Source organism: Hymenobacter sp. FMD4, assembly GCF_058932745.1.
This window is the reverse complement of record NZ_JBZYWH010000006.1, coordinates 96,214-113,918: the sequence shown is the minus strand read 5'-3', so window position 1 is coordinate 113,918 and position 17,705 is coordinate 96,214. Positions and strand designations below refer to the sequence as shown.

19 protein-coding genes are annotated in these 17,705 nt (G+C 58.7%); 10 read left to right on the top strand and 9 right to left on the bottom strand.

What is annotated here, in order from left to right:
- Positions 1–44: 44 nt before the first annotated feature.
- Positions 45–254, top strand: a complete 210-nt coding sequence (locus AC5FXY_RS08345; protein ID WP_493556201.1) for a hypervirulence associated TUDOR domain-containing protein — start codon at positions 45–47, stop codon at positions 252–254.
- Between the two features lie 92 nt (positions 255–346).
- Here AC5FXY_RS08345 and AC5FXY_RS08340 read toward each other — a convergent pair whose 3' ends face one another.
- Positions 347–1,912 (bottom strand): amino acid permease, encoded by a 1,566-nt coding sequence (locus AC5FXY_RS08340; RefSeq protein ID WP_493556200.1) that lies wholly within the window; start codon positions 1,910–1,912, stop codon positions 347–349.
- 204 nt (positions 1,913–2,116) lie between these two features.
- On the opposite strand from AC5FXY_RS08340, the gene AC5FXY_RS08335 reads away from it, so the two are divergent.
- Positions 2,117–2,554, top strand: coding sequence for a DUF4890 domain-containing protein (locus AC5FXY_RS08335; protein ID WP_493556199.1), 438 nt, complete (start codon positions 2,117–2,119; stop codon positions 2,552–2,554).
- Positions 2,555–3,033: 479 nt separating this feature from the next.
- Positions 3,034–4,407 carry an MBL fold metallo-hydrolase gene (locus tag AC5FXY_RS08330; RefSeq protein ID WP_493556198.1) on the top strand — a complete coding sequence of 458 codons (1,374 nt, stop codon included), beginning with the start codon at positions 3,034–3,036 and terminating at the stop codon, positions 4,405–4,407.
- A gap of 106 nt (positions 4,408–4,513) precedes the next feature.
- Here the strand turns inward: AC5FXY_RS08330 and AC5FXY_RS08325 are convergent, their stop codons facing one another.
- Complete coding sequence (locus AC5FXY_RS08325) at positions 4,514–5,248, bottom strand: MOSC domain-containing protein (protein WP_493556197.1); 735 nt, start codon at positions 5,246–5,248, stop codon at positions 4,514–4,516.
- A 219-nt stretch (positions 5,249–5,467) separates the two neighbouring features.
- On the opposite strand from AC5FXY_RS08325, the gene AC5FXY_RS08320 reads away from it, so the two are divergent.
- The 3 genes from AC5FXY_RS08320 (at position 5,468) to AC5FXY_RS08310 (ending at position 10,692) form a co-directional block, all read left to right on the top strand.
- Complete coding sequence (locus AC5FXY_RS08320) at positions 5,468–6,700, top strand: exonuclease SbcCD subunit D C-terminal domain-containing protein (protein ID WP_493556196.1); 1,233 nt, start codon at positions 5,468–5,470, stop codon at positions 6,698–6,700.
- 111 nt (positions 6,701–6,811) lie between these two features.
- Positions 6,812–10,237 (top strand): SbcC/MukB-like Walker B domain-containing protein, encoded by a 3,426-nt coding sequence (locus tag AC5FXY_RS08315; protein WP_493556195.1) that lies wholly within the window; start codon positions 6,812–6,814, stop codon positions 10,235–10,237.
- Between the two features lie 5 nt (positions 10,238–10,242).
- Positions 10,243–10,692, top strand: coding sequence for a hypothetical protein (locus tag AC5FXY_RS08310; RefSeq protein ID WP_493556194.1), 450 nt, complete (start codon positions 10,243–10,245; stop codon positions 10,690–10,692).
- Here the strand turns inward: AC5FXY_RS08310 and AC5FXY_RS08305 are convergent.
- Together AC5FXY_RS08305 and AC5FXY_RS08300 are read right to left on the bottom strand one after the other, a co-directional pair.
- Positions 10,682–11,761: a DUF6687 family protein gene (locus AC5FXY_RS08305; RefSeq protein ID WP_493556193.1), complete on the bottom strand. Its 1,080-nt coding sequence runs from the start codon at positions 11,759–11,761 to the stop codon at positions 10,682–10,684. The genes AC5FXY_RS08310 and AC5FXY_RS08305 overlap by 11 nt on opposite strands.
- A gap of 30 nt (positions 11,762–11,791) precedes the next feature.
- Entirely contained in the window at positions 11,792–12,109 is a 318-nt protein-coding gene (locus AC5FXY_RS08300; RefSeq protein ID WP_493556192.1) for an HNH endonuclease, read from the bottom strand.
- A 279-nt stretch (positions 12,110–12,388) separates the two neighbouring features.
- Between AC5FXY_RS08300 and AC5FXY_RS08295 the strand changes: the two genes are divergently transcribed.
- Together AC5FXY_RS08295 and trxA are read left to right on the top strand one after the other, a co-directional pair.
- Positions 12,389–12,823, top strand: coding sequence for a hypothetical protein (locus tag AC5FXY_RS08295; protein WP_493556191.1), 435 nt, complete (start codon positions 12,389–12,391; stop codon positions 12,821–12,823).
- Positions 12,824–12,942: 119 nt separating this feature from the next.
- On the top strand, positions 12,943–13,254 hold the full coding sequence (trxA, locus tag AC5FXY_RS08290) for a thioredoxin (protein ID WP_493556190.1): 312 nt from the start codon (positions 12,943–12,945) through the stop codon (positions 13,252–13,254).
- Positions 13,255–13,318: 64 nt separating this feature from the next.
- Here trxA and AC5FXY_RS08285 read toward each other — a convergent pair whose 3' ends face one another.
- Positions 13,319–14,098, bottom strand: a complete 780-nt coding sequence (locus AC5FXY_RS08285; protein WP_493556189.1) for a tetratricopeptide repeat protein — start codon at positions 14,096–14,098, stop codon at positions 13,319–13,321.
- A 183-nt stretch (positions 14,099–14,281) separates the two neighbouring features.
- Here AC5FXY_RS08285 and lpdA point away from each other — a divergent pair, with 183 nt between their 5' ends.
- Positions 14,282–15,676, top strand: a complete 1,395-nt coding sequence (lpdA, locus tag AC5FXY_RS08280) for a dihydrolipoyl dehydrogenase (protein WP_493556188.1) — start codon at positions 14,282–14,284, stop codon at positions 15,674–15,676.
- 79 nt (positions 15,677–15,755) lie between these two features.
- Here the strand turns inward: lpdA and AC5FXY_RS08275 are convergent, their stop codons facing one another.
- Positions 15,756–16,112, bottom strand: coding sequence for a hypothetical protein (locus tag AC5FXY_RS08275; protein ID WP_493556187.1), 357 nt, complete (start codon positions 16,110–16,112; stop codon positions 15,756–15,758).
- 190 nt (positions 16,113–16,302) lie between these two features.
- Positions 16,303–16,599: a hypothetical protein gene (locus AC5FXY_RS08270; protein ID WP_493556186.1), complete on the bottom strand. Its 297-nt coding sequence runs from the start codon at positions 16,597–16,599 to the stop codon at positions 16,303–16,305.
- A gap of 204 nt (positions 16,600–16,803) precedes the next feature.
- Between AC5FXY_RS08270 and AC5FXY_RS08265 the strand changes: the two genes are divergently transcribed.
- Complete coding sequence (locus AC5FXY_RS08265) at positions 16,804–17,013, top strand: hypothetical protein (RefSeq protein WP_493556185.1); 210 nt, start codon at positions 16,804–16,806, stop codon at positions 17,011–17,013.
- A 15-nt stretch (positions 17,014–17,028) separates the two neighbouring features.
- Here AC5FXY_RS08265 and AC5FXY_RS08260 read toward each other — a convergent pair whose 3' ends face one another.
- Both AC5FXY_RS08260 and AC5FXY_RS08255 read right to left on the bottom strand, forming a co-directional pair.
- A complete protein-coding gene (locus AC5FXY_RS08260; RefSeq protein WP_493556184.1) occupies positions 17,029–17,277 on the bottom strand; it encodes a hypothetical protein in 249 nt (82 codons plus the stop codon).
- A 60-nt stretch (positions 17,278–17,337) separates the two neighbouring features.
- Entirely contained in the window at positions 17,338–17,691 is a 354-nt protein-coding gene (locus AC5FXY_RS08255; protein ID WP_493556183.1) for a hypothetical protein, read from the bottom strand.
- Positions 17,692–17,705 lie beyond the last annotated feature (14 nt).

Genomic DNA, 17,705 nt, shown 5'->3' with positions numbered 1-17,705 from the left:
CTCGTAGATCAAACTAGCTTCAACTCCGTTCAGCAATACGTTTTATGCGCAAAGGAACTCGCGTCAACTGGAAATACGGCACTGGCACGGCCAACGGCAAAATTGAGCAAACCTTCAAGGAAAGTGTAACCCGCAAGCTGCAGGGTTCGGAAATCACGCGCAACGGCACCCCTGGTAACCCGGCCTTTCTTATTGTGCAGGACAACGGCGACCGGGTGCTCAAGCTCAAAAGCGAAGTTAGCCGGGTGGAGTAGCTGCCGCAGGGGCTCTACTTTAATAGCCGTAAAAAAGCCTTCCAGAACCAGTCTGGAAGGCTTTTTTAAGAACAATATTATGGTTGAGCGAACTAGAGGTTGTTGGGGTCAGGCTCGATGAAAGCCTGCTCGTCCATTTCCTTGGGCACTACCACAACACCCTTCTGTAGCTTGGAGTTGCGCTTGCCGTAGAGGAAGTACACTACAAAGCCCAGCAGCATCCAGCCCATAGCCACCTTGAGCGTAAACTCATCGAGGGCGGCAATCATGCCCAGGCAGACCACCATACCCATGATGGGAACCAGTGGGAAGGAGGGCGATGAAAGCGGAGAGCGGAACGGCCGGTGCTGATCCGGGTCTGAGCGGCGCATGATCCAAACGCCGGCCGACACCAGCACGAAGGCCAGCAAGGTTCCAAACGAGGTAAGGTCACCGGCCAGTGAGCCGGGCACGAAGGCAGCGAACAGCCCCACGAACACCAGCAAGGCCAGGTTTGACTTATAAGGCGTGCGGTACTTGGGGTGTAGTTCCGAAAAAGCCTTGGGCATCAGGCCGTCGTTGGCCATCGAGAAGAATACGCGGCTCTGGCCCATCAGCATAACCAAGATAACGGACGAGAAACCGGCCAGAATGGCGATGGTAACGGCCGTGCTCAGCCATTCAAAACCGGGCATGTGCTCTTTGATAGCGTAAGCCACCGAAGCCTCGCCGCCCCTTGCTGGGTCAGCAAATTCGCGCCAGTTGGCTACGCCCGTGAGTACGTGTCCAAACAAGATGTACAGGATGGTGCAGACCGCCAGCGAACCAAGAATACCGATGGGCATGTCGCGCTTGGGGTTTTTGGCTTCCTGCGCGGCCGTGCTCACGGCATCGAAACCGATGAAAGCAAAGAATACAATGGCCGCACCACCTAGCACGCCACCGAGGCCGTGCTTGTTCCAGCCGGAGTACTCCCGCACTATATCGCCCGCCGCGTTCTTCACCGGCTCGGCATTTTCCGGAATCAGGTACGGAGTGTGGTTGGCAGGATCAATAAACTGCCAGCCTACAGCAATGAAAACCAATACAATAGCCACCTTAACGACTACAATGACGGCGTTGAACGTGGCCGACTCCTGGGTACCTTTGATCAGCAGTAGGCTCAGGGCCACGATGATCAGCAGGGCAGGCAGATTGATCAGGCCGCCTTCGCCGGCGTCCCAGGGCGAGTGGGTAAGGCTGTAGGGTAGATGATACCCAAAGACCTCCAAGAGCTTATTGAGGTATTCGCTCCACGCAATAGACACAGTAGCTGCTCCCAGGGCGTATTCCATGATCAGCGCCCAGCCGATAACCCAGGCTACAAACTCGCCCATGGTGGTGTAGGCATAGGTGTAGGCTGAACCGGCAATTGGAATCATGGCCGCAAACTCGGCGTAGCACAGCCCGGCGAAGGCGCAGCCGATAGCTGCCACAATGAAGGCGAGCGTCACGCCAGGTCCGGAGGCCTGGGCCGCCGCGGCCGCCGTGCGCACAAACAAGCCAGCCCCGATGATGGCTCCGACGCCCAAGGCAACCAGATTGGCCGCACCCAAGGTCCGCTTAAGCGAACCGGCGCCGGTGGAGTTAGCCTCGCCCAAAAGCAAGGCAAGCGGTTTTTTGGCGAAAATATTTGCCATTAGGAATTTAAGGGAGGGAGAGTGAAGTAGAGAAGTTGGTCGTGGAAAGGCGTCAGTGAAGGATACTGTAGACGACGGGGCCCGAATATAGGCAGAATCCGGCTTGTGAAAGCCTGAGGGGACGTTATCATTCCCTGCCCTTGATTAAACCCCACCGCCGGGTTCCCCTCCAAGGGGCAGGATTTTTCCACAGACTCAGCTCTCATGAAAAAGATGCTTCTAGTACTGATGGCGTGCACCCTCAGCTTCGCCACTGCCCAAGCCCAAACGGCCACTGCTGCTCCTGTAATCAAAAATCAGGGCCGTATGGGCCCGCAGCGAGGCCAGGGCCAGCGTACTCCCGAACAGCGCGCTGACAGGCAAACCCAGCGCCTGGCGCAGCAACTGAGCCTCTCGGCTGATCAGCAAACCAAAGTGCGCGCTATCTTCCTGGCTCAGGCCAACGAAATGGAAAGCATGCGCGGCCAGATGACACCCGGCTCGGGCGACCGGCAGGCTAAGGGGCAGCAAATGCAAGCCGCCCGCGCCCGCACCGACGAGCAGTTGAAAGGCGCCCTAACGGCTGAGCAGTACACCAAATACACCCAGCTCCGCGAGGACCAGCGCCAGAACATGAAAAGAGGTGCTAAGAATAGAATGTAGTCAAACAATGCCAAGGCGAAAGCCAGCTAATTCACCTTGGCTTTGCCTTTCTAAAAAGCCGCTCCTTTAACGGATCGGCTTTTTTGCTATGTGTAATTAGGCCTGCCCAGGCTTCTTTGTTGAGTGTTCTGCCACAAATAGTGAAGCCTTCATTTAGGACTATAGCACCGAAGGAAATTACACTTGTTGTTGCTGCTTGCCAAACGCCGTATTTAGTCAGTGTTGCAAACACGCAAGACGATTTGGCAAATACTTAGCAGACGGCGCATTAGGCAGTATTCAAAGGAGAAATAGGACCCGCGTCCGACGTAGGGAAGCTTGTATTGTTATATTTGAAAAAGACGGCTTGCTGCTACTCTGTAGCCGCCAAACTGTCAGCTTACGACCGAACGGCGCGGTGCTTGTGCCTGATAGCCCGCTGCCCGATGGCCGCCGAGCCGCTAGTAGCAGCCCGGTAGTAGTCACTTCACGTTACCTCCATGAGTCCCCTGCCTTCCTCCCAACCCTTCAGGATACATCAGTTCTACGATAAGGGTCTGGCGCACGCTTCGTACGCCATCTTGAGCAACCGCCAAATGGCCGTCATTGATCCGGCCCGCGACCCGCAGCAGTATTACGATTTTGCCGATGAGCAGGATGCTCGCATCGTGGCCGTCATCGAGACGCACCCGCATGCCGACTTCGTCTCGTCGCACCTGGAAATTGCGGAGGAAACCGGTGCCACTATTTACGTGAGCAAGCTGGTGAAGGCCAGTTACCCCCACAAACCCTTTGACGAGGGCGACCGGATTACGGTGGGCCTTATAGAATTGCACGCCATTAACACGCCCGGTCACTCGCCCGACTCCATCTGCATTCTGCTCGTGGATGAGCTCGGTAGCACCCGCGCCGTATTTACCGGCGACACACTTTTCGTGGGCGACGTAGGCCGCCCCGACTTGCGCGAGGACGAGGCCGTGGGCGGCCACAAGCGCGAAGAACTGGCCGCTATGATGTACGATAGCACCCGCGAAAAGCTGATGACCTTGCCGCCCACCACCAAGGTGTACCCGGCACACGGCCCCGGCTCTTTGTGCGGCAAAACCACCTCTACCGATCTGGATAGCACCATCGGTAAGGAGCTTAAAACCAATTACGCCCTGCAGCCCATGGACCGCGACGAGTTTGTGCGCGTGCTATTGGAAGATCAGCCTTTCGCACCCAAGTACTTCGGCCGCGACGTACAGCTAAACAAGCAGGGCGCACCGGCGTTTGAGGATTCTGTGCGCGCCGTGCCCCATTTGCACAGTGCCACCACATTGGAAGCAGGCATACCTATTATTGATACGCGGCCAGCAGCACAGTTTCGCCAAGGCCACCTGCCTGGCGCCATCAACCTGATGGACGGCGGTAAGTTTGAAACGTGGTTGGGCTCCATCATTGGTCCGAAAGAGTCATTTTATTTGGTCGCCGACTCCCAAATTGCTTTGGATACGGTAATTCGTAAGTCGGCTAAAATCGGCTACGAGACCAACATCAAAGGCGCTCTGCTAGCCCCACGTGAGCTGCCGGCTACGTCGCCCGAAGTAAGTGTGGAACAGGTGCGGCAGCATCCGGATCAGTTTACCATCGTGGACATCCGCAACCGCACCGAGGCCAAGCAACCGGTATTTGACAACGCCCTGCTTATTCCGTTGCCTGAATTGCGCGAGCGGGCTGCCGAAGTACCTGCCAATAAGCCCGTGCTGGTGCACTGTGCTGGTGGCTACCGCTCAGCCGCGGGAGCCAGCATTCTACAGGCTGCCCTGTCCGGCGCCGAGGTGTATGACCTAGGTGAAGCCATTACTGAGTTTCAGAAGCAGGCAGTGCACTAAGCCTCGCCGATATTTATAGTTATAAAGGCCCCGGCTGCTGCAGCTGGGGCCTTTTCATTTGGTATTGCAAAGCAGCCAGACGAAGCTACCACGTAATTGACTTCACTTAATCCGCGTTGGGACCCACCAGCCGGTTTGCATCGTCATTCAGCGGCAATGCTCTGCTGAGGCGGCCCTGCATTTTGCGGCGCCATTGTTCGCCCAACGCCGGACAGGCGGCTAACTCGGCTACCAGTTGTAAGTCGTGGCGTTGCTCGTACTTGGCGGCGTTTACACGGGTAAGGGGCCACTCCGGGTGGGGTCGGGCTTGGAGTAGCAGTTCATCGGAGGGCGCTACGCGGCCGGCCTGCAACACGCGCATGTACCAACCGGTAAAGCCCGTTTCCTGCAGCCACTGCGAGAACAACGGCTCCTGCCAACGCCGCGCAATTTTCCAGCAGGGCGACCGGGGCTGCGATATTTGCACCAAGGCTTGGCCGAAAGCAAATACGTCGCCCAGGCACAGGTCGGCCTCGGTCCAATCGCCACCGATGGTCAGGTTTTCGCCAAAGCTTCCCGGTCCCAGTTCCCGGCCCAGCCGCGCCGACCAATAGATGTAATGCGCGCCGGGATAAGCACAAAGGGCTTGATCGGGGCCACCGTGGTTGCGCAGATCGGCTTGCTCGTCGCCGGCCAGGTTGGTAGGCGCCAGCCAGATTGGCTCGGTGACTGGCTCTTTTATAATGGACGAAGTCCACGTGCGAGCCAGCGGTTCCTTGGCTTCAGGAGAACCCAGCAGCTGCGGCCGCCCTACCCGCAACGAGGCAAGCGGCAAGGAAATGATGGGCAAGGTATCGGGCATATCGACCTAATCGAAAGGCAAAAACATTAATACTCTGTAGCTGGCAACCGCGAATGATACACCTTCAAACGAATCAGCCCTTTAATGTAAACAAGTTTACATAATTACTATTGTAAACTATCTTACTATGAATGAACTATGTGTTGGTGCCGCCAAGTTGCAGAGAAAATCGGAGCCAGAAACGTTAATTTTGAAGTTGCATCGCCACCCCTCCCCTGCATGAGAGTTCTACACACCGCCGACTGGCACTTGGGCCAACGCTTCATCAGCGGCCACGAGCGCACTGAGGAGCACCGCCATTTCTTGGATTGGTTGGTGCGCACCGTGCGAGAGCAGCACGTGGAAGTGCTGGTGCTGGCCGGAGATGTATTCGACACCGGTTCGCCCAGCAGCGCGGCGCTGGAACTCTACTATTCTTTCTTGGTGCAGCTGCGCCAAACCGACTGCCGTGAGGTAGTCATTGTGGGTGGCAATCACGACTCACCGGCTACGCTAAATGCTCCGGCCCGCCTGCTGCGGCACCTGCGCGTGCACGTGGTAGGCTGCGTGCCCGAGTGCTTCGATGATCAGGTGCTGGTGCTGGATGATGCTGACGGCGAGCCGGCCCTGGTGGTGTGCGCCGTACCCTTCCTGCGTGACCGGGATGTGCGCCTGTCCCTGCCCGGCGAAACCGTGGAGGCACGCGAAGCCCGCATCAAGCAAGGCATAGCCGACCATTACGCCCGTGTGGCCGCTTGCGACCAAGTGTGGCAATACAAAGCGGGCGGCCTGCCCGTATTGGCTACCGGCCATCTGTACGCGGCCGGCGGCGCGGCTTCGGATTCGGAGCGTACCATTCACGTCGGCAACCTCGGCCAAATCACCGCCGACCACTTCCCCGAGTGCTTCGACTACGTTGCCTTGGGCCACTTGCACCGCCCGCAGCGCGTGGGCGGCCGCGAGCATATCCGCTACAGCGGCTCGCCCATTCCGCTGTCGTTTTCCGAAATCCACGACCCCAAGCAGGTGCTACTGCTGGAGTTTAAGGGAGCCGGCTGCCCCAGCATCGAAACCATTGAGGTTCCTACTGCCCGCCGGCTGGTGCGCTTCCATGGCCCGCTGGAGGAAGTGGTAGCGCAGCTCACTGCTTACGACAACGCCGCCCTGCCCCTCCCCGCCTGGGCCGATGTGGAAGTGCGCTCGGAACTGGGCCAGTTGGAAGTGGCCGAGCAGCTGCTGAAAGTTATCGAGACGCTGGACCGGAAACAGATTGAGGTGCTGGCGCGGCGGCACTTCCGCATCATTGCGCTACGTCCCTTAGGTGAGGCCGAAGCCGAACCGCTCACCCGCAGCCTGCACGACTTCTCGGAACGGGAAGTGTTTGAGCGGCGCTTGGAGGGCGAAGCGGAAGAAGGCCGCCCAGAGCTGCTGCGCACCTTTGATGAGCTGATGGAGTTGATGCAACAACGTTAAGCCCACGGGCTGCTCTGAACTAGCTACTAATCTTCAGGTCATTTAATACCTTATGCTTCGAGTTATTAACCGGTTACTTTATATCTCAAGCTCCTCAGCACTAAAAGAGTAATGAAAATTCTCCGCGTCCGATTTTTCAACCTCAATTCGCTGCGTGGGCAGCACGAGATTGACTTCAGCAATGCCCCGCTTTCCGACGCGGGCTTGTTTGCCATTACCGGCCCCACCGGCGCGGGCAAGACCACCATTCTCGATGCCATTACGCTGGCCCTCTACGGGCAAGTGCCCCGCCACGACGGCGAGGTAGCCCAAGTGATGAGCCAAGGCACGGGCGAGAGTTGGGCCGAAGTGGAGTTCAGCGTCAACGGCAAGCAGTACCGCTCGCGCTGGGGCCAGCACCGCGCCCGCAAAAAGGCCGATGGCCAATTGCAGGACGCTTCAATGAGCCTCAGCGAGCTGAAGCAGGACTCCGAGGAAGGCGTAATTCTGGAAAGCTACAAGTCGCGGGTGCCAGCGCGGGTGGCGGAGCTAAGTGGGCTGGAGTACCGGCAGTTTCTGCGCTCGGTACTGCTGGCGCAGGGCGAGTTTACGCGCTTTCTGAAGTCGAACCCCGGCGAACGGGCGCAGCTGCTGGAAAAGATTACCGACACGCGCCGCTACTCCGACATTTCGCGCTTCGCATTCGAGAAAGCCAAGGAGGAAGACAAGCGCAGCGAGGCACTGCGGGCAGGATTGGCAGGCGTCACGTTCCTATCCGAGGAAGAGCTGGCGACTTTAACTTCCGAAACCACGGCCCTGCAAGAGCAAGCCGCCGCGGCCACCAGCACGCGCCAGCGGCTCACCGAGGCGCTTTCATGGCTGCGGCAGCTCGAAGACCTGGGCCTGCGTCGCCAGCGTGCCGTAGCTACGCTGGAGCAGCTATCGGCTCAAACGGCCAGCCTTACGCCCATGCGCCAGCGCCTGACGGCCCACCAAGAGGCTCTGCCCTTCCGTACGCCTTGGGCCCTAGTGCAGCAAACCGACGACCAGCTGCAGCGCCTGCGCCACGAGCAGGAGCAACTGCAATTGCGCCGTCCGCTGCTGCACACCACGCTGGAATCGGCCCGGCAGCAGCGCACCGCTGCCAAGCAACAGCATACGCAAACCCAGCACACGCAGCAGGAACAGGAGCCGAAGCTCATCGAGGCCGATAAGCTGGATAGCCTCATTGGGCAGGCCGAAGCCCAGCTGCGCAAGGAGCGGCAGGAATATGACCAACGCCGCGAGCAGCACAAGCACATCGTAACCGAGCAGGAACAGGCCGCCGGACAGGCACGCACCTTTGGGGAGCAGCTGCGTGAGCTGGAGGCTTGGCTGCAGCAAAACCTACGCCTCACGGAGCTATCGGAAGCCCTGCCCGATCTGGTGGGCGAGCTGCGCGTGTGGACCAATCTGCAAGACGAGTTGGGCGAACTGCGCAAGGCCGAAGCCGACTTGAAAATTCGCCTCGGGGCGGCCGAAACGGCTTTGCAGCGTGGCCAAGCTGAAACTACTTCCTCGCAGCAGCGGCTCGCGGCTGTGCAGCAACAGCAGCAAGCCGCCGCCACCGAGCGCGACGAGTGGCTGCGCCGCCTGCTCCACCACGTGGCCGCTTTGCAGCGCGAGCACGCCGAGCAAGAGCAGCGCTGGGACGACCTGCGCCGCTTGACGCAGGCCCATCAGCTGATTCTGACGCACGAAGAAGCCCGTCAGCACCTCGTTGCGGGTGAGCCTTGCCCGCTGTGCGGCGCCACCGAGCATCCGTATGCGGCTGGTGTGTTGGGCATCAGCCAGGAATCGTTGCAGCGTGATAAGGAGCGCGAAGAAGAGCTCGGCCAGCACGTGCGTACGCTGAACGCCCGTCTGAACCGCATGCAGAGCCTCACCGGCCTGCTGGAGCACGCCGGTGGCCAAGCCGCCGCAGCGGCGCCTTCCACCCTGGCCCTGCAGCTTTCCGAAACGGACGAAGATGCCGCCCCTAAGCTGGTGCGGGCCATTGGCCAGCAGCTGCGCGAGCTGGAGCAGCAGCGGCACGAACTGGAAGTAGCTTTCACCAAAGCCCAAGGGCAGCAACAGCAAGCCGCTACGCAACAGCGCCAGCTAACTCAGGACCTTACCGCGCTGCGTGCCCGCCTGACGGACGCCGAGGAGCGCGTGCCGCTGGTACGCACTACCATTTCAAGCTTGCTGAGCACGTTTGGCATGGCCTTCACCGGCGAAAATGGCGCTACGCTGGTGGAACAGCTCAAGCGCCTGGGCAACGACTTTGAGCAGAAAAAGCAAACGCGCAACGAGACCGAAAAGCAGCTCAGCGCTGTGCAAGCCCGCGCAGAAGAGCTAGAGAAAACGCGGACCGAAAGTCAGCAGTGGCTGTCGGCGCGCAAGGATGTGCTCGTGCAGCAGTTTGCGGCTATTGAGCAGTTGCGCAAACAACGCCAGGAATTTTACGCCGGCACCGACGTAGCGGCTGCCCGCGCACAGCTAGCTGAAGCCGTGCGCTTGGCTGCTGCCACTTACGAGCAGCACGACAAAGCTTTCTGCGAGCAGGAAGCGGCCTTGGCTCGCCACGACGAGCGCTCCAAGCACCTGAGCGAAGAAATCAGCCGGCAGCAGCAGCAGCGCGACCAGCACCACGCGGCCCTGCTGGCCGACCTGCAGGCCGCTGGCCTGCCCACCGACGGCAGCGCCCTGGCCGCCCGCCTCCTTCCCGAACACGAGGTGCACCGCCTTGCCGAGCAATTGCAAACGCACGAGCGTGCTGTGGCCACTGCCCAGCACAGCCTTACTGAGCTTACGCACCAGCACCAGACCGAGCAGGCCCGTGCCCTCACCACTGAGGAGGCTGCCGCGGTGAGTCGGCAGCTCGCCGCCGCCAATGACCACCTCGCCCAGCTTAATCAGCAGCTTGGCCAGCGGCAGCAGCGCCTGCGCGACCACCAAGCCGGACAGGAGCGTCACGCTCAACTGGCTGCCGAACTGGAGCGCCAGCAGCAGGAAGCTCGCCGCTGGCGCCGCCTTGCCGAGCTCATCGGCTCGGCCGACGGCAAGAAGTTCAGCGAATTTGCCCAGGGCCTCACATTGGCACGCCTCGTAGAGCTGGCCAACCGCCATCTGCTGCGCCTTAACGACCGGTACCGCATTACGCGCAATCCGCAGGAGCACTTGGATCTTCTGATCGTGGATGAGTACCAAGCCGGCAGCACTCGCTCCATGAACTCCCTTTCGGGTGGGGAAAGCTTCCTGGTGAGCCTAGCTCTGGCATTGGGCCTGTCGGAACTGGCCGGGCACAAAACGCAGATCGACACGCTCTTCATCGACGAAGGCTTCGGCACCCTCGATCCGGACACGCTGGAGGTAGCACTATCGGCCTTGGAAATGCTGCAGGGCTCGGGTAAGATGATTGGCATCATCTCGCACGTGGAAGCGCTGAAGGAGCGCGTGAGCACACAGATTCACGTGCGCAAAGGCGCCGGCGGCATGAGCACGCTGCGGGTGGTTGGCTTCGGTACGGAGGTCTAGATCTAATGCTGCTTCCGGTACTCGCTTTAGTGCTATCGACAGTGGTAGGGCTGACGTCCGTTGATCCTACCGGTACATATCGGCTAAACGCGCCTGTCGATCAGCGCCGGGGCGAACGGCACGGGCCGAGGGGTGAGATTCGGGTAAAGCGGTTGCGCGCCAACCGGCTTGCGCTGTGCTTGTATTACGACGTAGGAGCCGGCAGCCACAACTCTGGCAGCTTCGTCGACACCCTTACCTTCGACGGACGAACCGCGGTATATACGCACCCCGATTTTACGACCTGCCGCCTCACATTCACCTTTGAACCCGGACGACTGATAGTGCATCAACTACCGCTGGTTGCTGCCGATCCGTTTAGCTGCGGCTTTGGTTACGGCGTTGATGTCAGTGGCTCTTACCGCTGCGTAAGCAGGGATGTGCCTGTTATTCGCGACTTAGCCACTACGGAGTAACTGCCGCGCCGACGGTCCTGACATCTTCCCACGTCCAATAGCGCCGCGGCTCGATGCCCGCGTACTGCAGCCGAAAAAACTGTACTACTTCCTGCTCTAGCGTGGCGGCTTCAATCGATGAAGCGTAGATGGGCCGCTGATCGGGGTCGGCGTAGCGCTGTACTTTGCTTAAGGTGCGGCCCAAGAGGCGCAGCAGCGGGCCGGTATCGGTGATGGCGTCGCAGGCCCATGGGTGGGCGGTGGTTTCCAAGGAGTTCAGGCGCTCGGCTAGCGGTAGCAGTGGCAGGCGCGGCCGCGTCGGGCGCGATTCCAGATCAATCCACGTGGTGTACTTGTATTCCAGCTCGTAACGCTGCCCACTGTAGCAGCTGAGTACGATGTCGTAGCCAGTGGTGGGCCCAAATAAGGCATAGTACGGCAACGGTTCGGGCGTGTGTACCACCAGCAGGCCAATGCCGGGGTAGCGGTGCAACTGCGTTGCCGGGCTCTGCATAATGGTCGTGGCAGCAGTTATCCGATTGTACTCAGGCTCCCAGACGGCACGGTCCCGATCGGGGTCGTGCAGCACCTCGCCGAACGCAGGCAGAAACCACGCAAATTTCTCCGCCGAAGCCTCGTCTTCACGGCGCCGAAGTTCGGGGGCACCAAAGGGCGGGTAAAACAGCTCCTTCTCCTTAGCATTTAGCCAACACACGAGCTTCAAGGCTTGATCGGCCAGCGGATCCTGCCAGTCCAGTTCCCGGAAGTCGCCCAGCACTGCCATAAGGCGCAACAGCTGCCGGTACTGTCGGGCTTGCTCCGGATGCAATAATGACCATACGCCAACGAACCCATCGACGTCAAAATGATTCGTGGTAACAAACCGGCACTTGGCCAGGGCCTCGGGCGGTGAGTGGAGGGTCCGAAGCACCGAGCCGGCGCTGGTATCATCGCGAAAGGCGTCGGGCGTGGGGGCACCACGCCAGTGCGCCAGCGTAAGAGCTGCCCGCGGCAGCAGGCTATCGACCACTACCGTCTCGGCCGCCACGCGGCGGGCTTGCGCAAAGGGCAAGAAAGTGAAATCAGGCATGCAACGGCAAAGTAACGGCAACCAGGTCACTCAGCGCCGGCGCCGACGGTTGGAAATGCGCTCCACGCGGCTGCGTCTGATCCAGTGCAGATACTTCTGCAGCTCTTCGGCCTCGCGCAGGGCTTCCACGGAATGGTATTGCTTGGCCAGCTCTTTGTTGCTCAAAAACAAATGAACCGAACTATGGCAGGGCTGACACAGATCGATAGTAGGCCCATACCGGCCACCTTCCTCGCGTGGTATCAAGTGGTGACGCGACACGTGCGCCACCTGCCGCTCGCAAAGCTGGCACACCAGCTCCGACGAGGGCTGGGCGTTTTGCCAATTCATTATACGACGTCGAGCCACAAAATGAAGCTACGTAGTGACCTAAGCCTGGGATGCCCCCACCCCTGCCAAAAATATTTGATTAAAAAAAAGGACCTTGTACTTTACAGGACGCTTACCAGATTTATATATTTGATATAAAGTGCGGTGTTGCAGCATCGTGGCTTTGTGCTCTTAACCACCAAATCAGTTGCTCTCTTGTGGTGCACCTGACTTCCATATCAGCCAATAGCTTCCGGCTTTTGTTTGTTTCCCCGCTTTTTCACTCCGAAATTTTTCATCCTCCTTTACTTCCGCCCTATGAACAAATCTACTTTCACCATGTGGAAGCGCTTGAGCAGCCTTGCTGGGTTGTTGCTCGTGCTTTTGCTCTGTGCGCCGCGCGCTCAAGCCCAGACTTGGCTCGTATCCACCGATGCCTACGTGAAGATTGGCATATCTGACAAGTTTGGCCAGCTAGGTTCTTACTCGGCCAAGTTTGTGGTTCTGAACCAAACTACTGGTAAGCAATACTCGCTGGTAAAATCCGTAGAAAAAGGCCAGAACGGGGTAGATGTAGTATTCCCTTCGCCTGCCACCGAAGCTGATTACTTTCAGACCGATGCCGGCATCGCGGCCAACAGCTCGCCGGGCAACTACGTGTGGCACTGCGAAGTATCGGGCAAGAAAGTAGGTGGCGGCCGGTTTGTGCTGCCCACCGTAGCCAATGATGTTACGGTAGTAGACCGCAAATAACCCCCCCTTTAACCACCCAACGAAAAAGCCCGGTCCTGAGGACCGGGCTTTTTCGTTGGGGTCGACTTGAGCCACGCTGCGCCGTATACTTTCGCGACCATCAACGATTTGTCTGACTTATGGCCAAGAAATCTTTTGCTGAGCTTATCAACAGTCCTGGCATGCCCGTGCTGGTCGACTTTTACGCCGACTGGTGCGGCCCATGCAAAGCCATGGCGCCCATTCTGCAGCAGGTGGCGGAGCAGCACCAAGGCAAGATCAAAGTCATCAAAGTAGATGTGGACCGCAATCCGGCCGCGGCGCAGCAGTTCCGGGTACAGGGCATTCCCACGCTGATATTGTTTCACAAAGGTCAGCCCGTGTGGCGGCAGTCCGGTGTGGTGCCGGGCCCGCAACTGACTCAAGCACTAGCCCCATACGTGGACAAATAAATCACCGGGCCGCCGGCTCCTGCTAAACAGCAGGGCCGGCGGCCCGGTGATTTATATCGATTGATTATCGACCGACGTAGCGCCGCAGCGACTTGGTAGCATCCGGATTGAGCTGTGCCGCGCGTTCGAGGTCTTGCCGGGCTTGCTCCGGTTTGTTGAGCGACGAGTAGCAAATACCCCGGTACTCATAGGCGTCGGCATAACTGCCATCCTGCTCGATGGCTTTCGTAAAATCAGGCAGTGCTCCTTTGAAGTTCCCTAATTCCATTTTGGCCACTCCACGCCCAAACAAGGCTTCCTTATCGTCGGGGCGGTAGCGTAGCACCTTGGTGAAGTCGCTGATGGCGGGGTTGTACTCGCGCAACCGGATGCGCGTCAGGCCCCGGTTATACAAAGCGTCGGGGTTAGCGGCTTTGATGCGCAGCGCCGCATTAAAATCCGTCAGGGCATTGCGGTAATCCTTGAACTGAGCCTTGGCCCGGCCGCGGGCTAGCAAGGCATCGGCGTTCCGCGGATTCGATTTCAGAGCCGCATCGGCGGTACGGAGGTCGGCGCGAAAGTCGGCGTTGGTGCGCTTGGCTGGTGCAGCGGGGGCTACGTATGCAGTGGCTGCCGCGGTAGCGGGCGCCGCGGGCTCAGCAAGGCCGGTGCTACTGAGTGCGGCCATCGGGCTCGTAGTGCCCATTCGGCTAGAATCGACGGCGGCGGCCACTTGGGCCTCGTCCATGCGGGCACGGGCCGCCATGGTCGGCGACTCGTTTTCGCGGGTGGCAGAACATTGTGCCGTTAGCAGCACAAAGAGCGCGCCGCTCATTATTCGCCAAGAATGTATAGAGATGTTCATGGAGGTCAGGAAAAAAGAAAGTAAAAACGGGAAAGCTCAATTGGCGGCTTTCCTGTTCTGTATACGGCTGCCCGGCCGATAGGTACCACTTATTGGGGCCGTATGAGCGGGGTGGCTATCTTTGCCCGTCCGGCTCGGCAGGGCCGGGCTTCTTTTGCCACTTTTCCCCATCAGACAATCTTTATGGCATTGCAATACGACGTAGTCGTGATTGGCTCGGGCCCCGGCGGCTACGTAGCGGCCATTCGCGCTTCCCAGCTTGGCTTGAAAGTAGGCGTGATAGAGCGCGAATCGCTCGGCGGCATCTGCCTCAACTGGGGCTGCATCCCGACGAAAGCCCTGCTGAAGTCGGCCCAAGTATTTGATTACCTGAAACACCCGCAGGATTACGGTCTCTCGGCCGACAACGTGGGCTACGACTTCGCGGCCGTGGTAAAGCGCAGCCGCGGCGTGGCCGATGGCATGAGCAAGGGCGTGACCTTCCTGCTGAAGAAGAACAAGGTAGACGTCATCAGCGGCACGGCCAAGGTGACCAAGTCCGGCGAAGTGGCCGTGACCAAAGCCGACGGCGGCAGCGAAACGGTACAGGCTAAGCACATCATTCTGGCCACCGGCGCCCGCGCCCGGGAGCTGCCGAACCTGCCCATCGATGGCAAAAAAATCATCGGTTACCGCCAAGCCATGGTCTTGCCCGAGCAGCCCAAGTCAATGGTAGTGGTAGGCTCGGGCGCTATCGGCGTCGAGTTTGCTTACTTCTATGCCACCATGGGTACCAAGGTGACCATCGTGGAGTTCATGCCGCGCATCGTGCCGGTGGAAGACGAAGAGGTATCGAAGCAGCTGGAGCGTTCGTTTAAGAAGTCGGGCATCGACATCATGACCAACGCTTCGGTGGAGAAGGTGGACACCAGCGGCGCAGGCTGCAAAGTGACCATCAAAACCGCCAAGGGCGAACAGCAGATGGAAGCCGACGTGGTGCTCAGCGCCGTGGGCATTCAGCCGAACCTCGAAAACCTGGGCCTGGAAGAGTTGGGCATCACGGTGGAGAAAGGCCGCATCAAGGTGGACGAGTACTACCGCACCAACGTGCCCGGCATCTACGCCATCGGCGACATCGTGCCCGGTCCGGCGCTGGCGCACGTGGCCTCGGCCGAGGGTATTACCTGCGTAGAAGCCATTGCGGGACATCACCCCGAGCCCATCAACTACGGCAACATTCCCGGCTGCACCTACTGCTACCCCGAAATTGCCTCGGTGGGCCTCACCGAAGAGGAAGCTCGCAAGCAGGGCTACGACGTGCTGGTGGGCAAATTCCCCTTCTCGGCTTCCGGTAAGGCTTCGGCCTCGGGTGCTAAGGACGGCTTCGTAAAAGTCATCTTCGACAAGAAGTACGGCGAGTGGCTGGGCGCCCACATGATCGGCGCGGGCGTAACGGATATGATTGCCGAAGCCGTAGTGGCGCGCAAGCTCGAAACCACCGGCCACGAAATCATCAAGGCCATTCACCCCCACCCCACGATGTCGGAAGCGGTGATGGAAGCTGCCGCCGCAGCTTACGGTGAGGTAATTCACTTGTAGGCTTTCGAGTCGACGTTAATTAGCGAAACCGCCCCGCTGGAGCTTATCTCCGGCGGGGCGGTTTGGTTTTAATAATTGGCTACTCGGTGCTCTGTTTTTTATGGCAATCAATGTTCAAGGCTATGCCACTTTCGCCCAGCCTTTTCATTTCCTGTGCCGAGAATGACAGGCTACATTGCTCATGGTACTCATATACCAGCCAGAAGAGAATATCGTCTCGTTGAATGCCAAGTCGGGCCAGCGCTTCGTATTTACCCTCCAGCAAGTCTAAGAAGATGTTGACAAAATCGAAGTATTGCTTCTCTTCATCCACCGATACCATGTACATCCAGGTGCTGTAAACATTGGGCTCAGGCATGACGCCGAGCAATTCGGTTACAGCTTCATGAGTTGCGGCGCTATCCTCAAAGTTTATAATCAGCTGGTGGTATTTCATCCTGTGAAACTACATCCTCATCCCAATAAGCCCTCTTTTCGAAGATTCATAGCATGAAACGAGCTGATGTAACCACGAAGGCTCCAAACCAAGCGCGGGGGCCATACCGGCCATCCGCTAAGATGGCACTGGTACAGCCCCCGCGCTGCGGGCTCAGCTTCCCTTCTCCAGCCTTTGCCTAAACTGTCTGTTAGTTGCCGCTCCGGAGGCGGTCGGCTTTCAACTCGCGCTCTGCCGCCTTGAGCTGGTGCTTTTTGGCTGCCAGCCTTTCTTCTTCGCTTTTGGCGCGCAGTTTAGCTTCTTCCGTAAGGCGTTCTTGCTCGCGAATTTCGGCGCGCAGCGTTTCTACCTGCTGTTGGCTCTGATTAACTATCATGGAGCCCGAAGTCGACGAAGCACTGGTACTCGAGCCAGAGTCAAAAACAGAGCAAGCGGAGGCCAGCACAACGAGCACACTGCCAGTTAGAAATTGACGAAATGTATTCATGGGTTTATCTCGATAAATTTCACTTTGATACCTGACTAACAAACAGTTTGTTATTGCCGAGTTACTTTCATAAGCCTATGCGGTATAGGATTAAGGTCTATTCACTACACCTAATATTTAGTAGAAACACTACCTCGCTATTGCGTTCGTTGTAATAAAATGTCACATTAACCCCAGTCACTACCACGCTTCATAACTCAGCCTATGACTTTCTGGAAATTACTCTTGCTGCTGCTGGGTGGGCTGGTACTGCTGGGCTTAGGCGTCTGCTTTAAGCTTCTGCAACTAGCACCGGGGCTCGCCGATGGCACTCTGCTCGTAGGACTGGGCAGCACTTTGCTGGCCAAGGTGCTGCTGGTACTGCAGTTTGTGCGTTGGGCACGGCGCGTCAACCGGCAACTGGAACCGCTGTAGAACGCCGAGCCGAAATCAGAGTAACGGCTCCAGCAAGGCGAGGATAGCGGTGGTATCGGCCAGGCGGCCGGAAAAGTGAATGATGGGCTCGTACAGGTTGCCCGACGATATTTCCAGCTCGCCGCCGAAACCCTTTGGGAAAAACAGGCGCAAACTGCCCTGCTCGGTCATGCGAACGTACAATTCGCCTTGCTGATAACGGGTGCCGCTCGGAATCCAGTCCGAACGCAGGAAGCCAATCTGGGAAAGTTGTTCGCGGGTCATTGCAGGCAATAGCAAGCATCACGCTTGTTCCCGCTGTCGGTGCAGCAGGTGGGGAAAAGGTCAGGAGCAATGGGGGCAGTGGCTTGCGGGCAGCTTATTGGCGGGGCAGCAGAGAGAGTTGTTCGGCATCAAGGAGCGTCTTTCAGGCGGAAAGCTGCGGCGCACCTCGGGCGATAGATGGCAGAGCACCAACCGTTGGCCTTGCTGGTGCAGCAAACGGCCACAACGCAACAGCAAGCGCACCATGGCCTCGGGCAGTGCCACCAAGTTGCTGCCATCGATCCAGATGCTGGGGCACCGATCGGCCGAAGCATGCTTGATCTTGGCAAGTAGCGCACCGGCATCTTCTTTGAGCGGGGTGCCACTCAAAATCAATAGACTGCTGTGCGGCAACTGAACGGAATGAATGCGCATGAAGTCGGTGGCGA

Excerpts from the sequence above, each read along its gene's own strand:
- AC5FXY_RS08345 (WP_493556201.1), top strand. The coding sequence starts at position 45 with ATGCGCAAAGGAACTCGCGTCAACTGGAAATACGGCACTGGCACGGCC.
- AC5FXY_RS08340 (WP_493556200.1), bottom strand. The coding sequence starts at position 1,912 with ATGGCAAATATTTTCGCCAAAAAACCGCTTGCCTTGCTTTTGGGCGAG.
- AC5FXY_RS08335 (WP_493556199.1), top strand. The coding sequence starts at position 2,117 with ATGAAAAAGATGCTTCTAGTACTGATGGCGTGCACCCTCAGCTTCGCC.
- AC5FXY_RS08330 (WP_493556198.1), top strand. The coding sequence starts at position 3,034 with ATGAGTCCCCTGCCTTCCTCCCAACCCTTCAGGATACATCAGTTCTAC.
- AC5FXY_RS08325 (WP_493556197.1), bottom strand. The coding sequence starts at position 5,248 with ATGCCCGATACCTTGCCCATCATTTCCTTGCCGCTTGCCTCGTTGCGG.
- AC5FXY_RS08320 (WP_493556196.1), top strand. The coding sequence starts at position 5,468 with ATGAGAGTTCTACACACCGCCGACTGGCACTTGGGCCAACGCTTCATC.
- AC5FXY_RS08315 (WP_493556195.1), top strand. The coding sequence starts at position 6,812 with ATGAAAATTCTCCGCGTCCGATTTTTCAACCTCAATTCGCTGCGTGGG.
- AC5FXY_RS08310 (WP_493556194.1), top strand. The coding sequence starts at position 10,243 with ATGCTGCTTCCGGTACTCGCTTTAGTGCTATCGACAGTGGTAGGGCTG.
- AC5FXY_RS08305 (WP_493556193.1), bottom strand. The coding sequence starts at position 11,761 with ATGCCTGATTTCACTTTCTTGCCCTTTGCGCAAGCCCGCCGCGTGGCG.
- AC5FXY_RS08295 (WP_493556191.1), top strand. The coding sequence starts at position 12,389 with ATGAACAAATCTACTTTCACCATGTGGAAGCGCTTGAGCAGCCTTGCT.
- trxA (WP_493556190.1), top strand. The coding sequence starts at position 12,943 with ATGGCCAAGAAATCTTTTGCTGAGCTTATCAACAGTCCTGGCATGCCC.
- AC5FXY_RS08285 (WP_493556189.1), bottom strand. The coding sequence starts at position 14,098 with ATGAACATCTCTATACATTCTTGGCGAATAATGAGCGGCGCGCTCTTT.
- lpdA (WP_493556188.1), top strand. The coding sequence starts at position 14,282 with ATGGCATTGCAATACGACGTAGTCGTGATTGGCTCGGGCCCCGGCGGC.
- AC5FXY_RS08275 (WP_493556187.1), bottom strand. The coding sequence starts at position 16,112 with ATGAAATACCACCAGCTGATTATAAACTTTGAGGATAGCGCCGCAACT.
- AC5FXY_RS08270 (WP_493556186.1), bottom strand. The coding sequence starts at position 16,599 with ATGAATACATTTCGTCAATTTCTAACTGGCAGTGTGCTCGTTGTGCTG.
- AC5FXY_RS08265 (WP_493556185.1), top strand. The coding sequence starts at position 16,804 with ATGACTTTCTGGAAATTACTCTTGCTGCTGCTGGGTGGGCTGGTACTG.
- AC5FXY_RS08260 (WP_493556184.1), bottom strand. The coding sequence starts at position 17,277 with ATGACCCGCGAACAACTTTCCCAGATTGGCTTCCTGCGTTCGGACTGG.
- AC5FXY_RS08255 (WP_493556183.1), bottom strand. The coding sequence starts at position 17,691 with ATGCGCATTCATTCCGTTCAGTTGCCGCACAGCAGTCTATTGATTTTG.